At 53.5% G+C, this 1,573-nt stretch carries 2 protein-coding genes; both read left to right on the top strand.

The features are described 5' to 3' along the window. The first annotated feature begins 372 nt into the window (after positions 1-372). Positions 373-1,140 (top strand): deoxyribose-phosphate aldolase, encoded by a 768-nt coding sequence (gene deoC, locus BBW68_RS14300; protein WP_070135862.1) that lies wholly within the window; start codon positions 373-375, stop codon positions 1,138-1,140. 158 nt (positions 1,141-1,298) lie between these two features. Next, positions 1,299-1,573: IS6 family transposase (locus tag BBW68_RS14295; RefSeq protein ID WP_148127626.1), on the top strand; the 275-nt coding region annotated here is incomplete at its 3' end.

The following is a 1,573-nucleotide window of genomic DNA, read 5'->3' as shown; positions in this document are numbered from 1 at the left end:
AATATCTTTGCAACAGTGCTGCTTTGAATCCACTGAGCAAATCGCTGAAACCCTGCGCCAAAACACCCACACGCTCTTTGGCCTGTGAAGTACGGGCTACTCTTCTGAAAGACGAAAGACCTGTTTGCCTTGAAGACTATATGTTATAAATGTGACATTTTCCTCTGGCTCGCTGTGGTCGCGTTAATGCGCGCCGCTCCGGGCGTGATGACGGTTAAATTGTGATTGATGTCACTATTCATGCAATCAATGGTGCAACTGTCATCTTTTTAATGTGAAACTACCCGCAAAATAACTAGCCACGGGCTGTTATAATTTTAGCATTATCAAGTGCGCTGACCGTGCCTGCTGCTAGATTGTCTGGAGACAACCATGTCCGATGTAAAAACTCAGGCGCTGCGCGCGCTGCAGCTGATGGATCTCACAACCCTGAACGACGATGACACCGATGCGGAAGTGATCGCGCTGTGCCATCAGGCCAAATCCCCGGCCGGAAACACCGCCGCCATCTGCATCTACCCGCGCTTTATCCCGATTGCGCGTAAAACGCTGCGCGAGCAGAGCACCCCAGATATCCGCATCGCTACCGTCACCAACTTCCCACACGGCAACGACGACATTGATATTGCACTGGCGGAGACCCGTGCTGCTATCGCCTACGGCGCGGACGAAGTTGACGTGGTATTCCCGTACCGTGCGCTGATTGCCGGTAACGAAACCGTCGGCTTCGAGCTGGTAAAAGCCTGTAAAGACGCCTGCTCTGCGGCAAACGTGCTGTTAAAAGTGATTATTGAAACCGGTGAGCTGAAAGAGGAAGCGCTGATCCGTAAAGCCTCCGAAATCGCCATCAAAGCGGGTGCAGACTTTATCAAAACCTCGACCGGTAAAGTGCCGGTCAACGCGACGCCAGAAGTTGCAGAGATCATGATGCGCGTGATTGCCGAACAGGATGTGAAGCAGCAGGTTGGCTTTAAGCCTGCTGGCGGCGTGCGTACCGCTGACGATGCGGCAATCTACCTCAAGCTGGCCGATGACATTCTGGGTGCGGACTGGGCCGATGCACGCCATTTCCGCTTTGGTGCTTCCAGCCTGCTGAATGCAGCAGGGCACAGCGGTGTGACCAGCGACAGCAAGTATTAATAGCGGGCGGGTCAGGTATGCCTGATGCTATTCGGCGGCACAACCCGTAGGGGCCGGGCATGCCCGGCCCGGTAATCCGTTGTCCCGTTTTCAACGGCACTGTTGCAAAGATCTGGCGATGGTAAACTGATGCCACTGTTTAGTTGAAGGAGCAGCACATGAACCCATTTAAAGGTCGACATTTTGAGCGTCATATTATCCTGTGGGCCGTCCGCTGGTACTGCAAATATGGCATCAGTTATCGTGAGCTGCAGGAGATGCTGGCTGAGCGAGGGGTAAATGTCGATCACACCACGATTTATCGATGGGTTCAGCGTTATGCACCTGAGATGGAAAAGCGGCGGCGCTGGTACTGGCGTCAACCTTCCGGTTTTGGCTCATGGCATCTCGATGAAACCTACGTGAAGGTCAACGGACGCTGGGCTTATCTGTA

It is taken from the genome of Candidatus Erwinia dacicola (genome assembly GCF_001756855.1).
In the GTDB taxonomy this organism is placed as follows: Bacteria; Pseudomonadota; Gammaproteobacteria; order Enterobacterales; family Enterobacteriaceae; genus Erwinia; species Erwinia dacicola.
Note: the sequence above shows the minus strand (reverse complement) of the source record. Positions and strands in the feature narration are given on the sequence as shown.

Coding starts and splice junctions, on each gene's coding strand:
- deoC (WP_070135862.1), top strand. CDS start 373: ATGTCCGATGTAAAAACTCAGGCGCTGCGCGCGCTGCAGCTGATGGAT.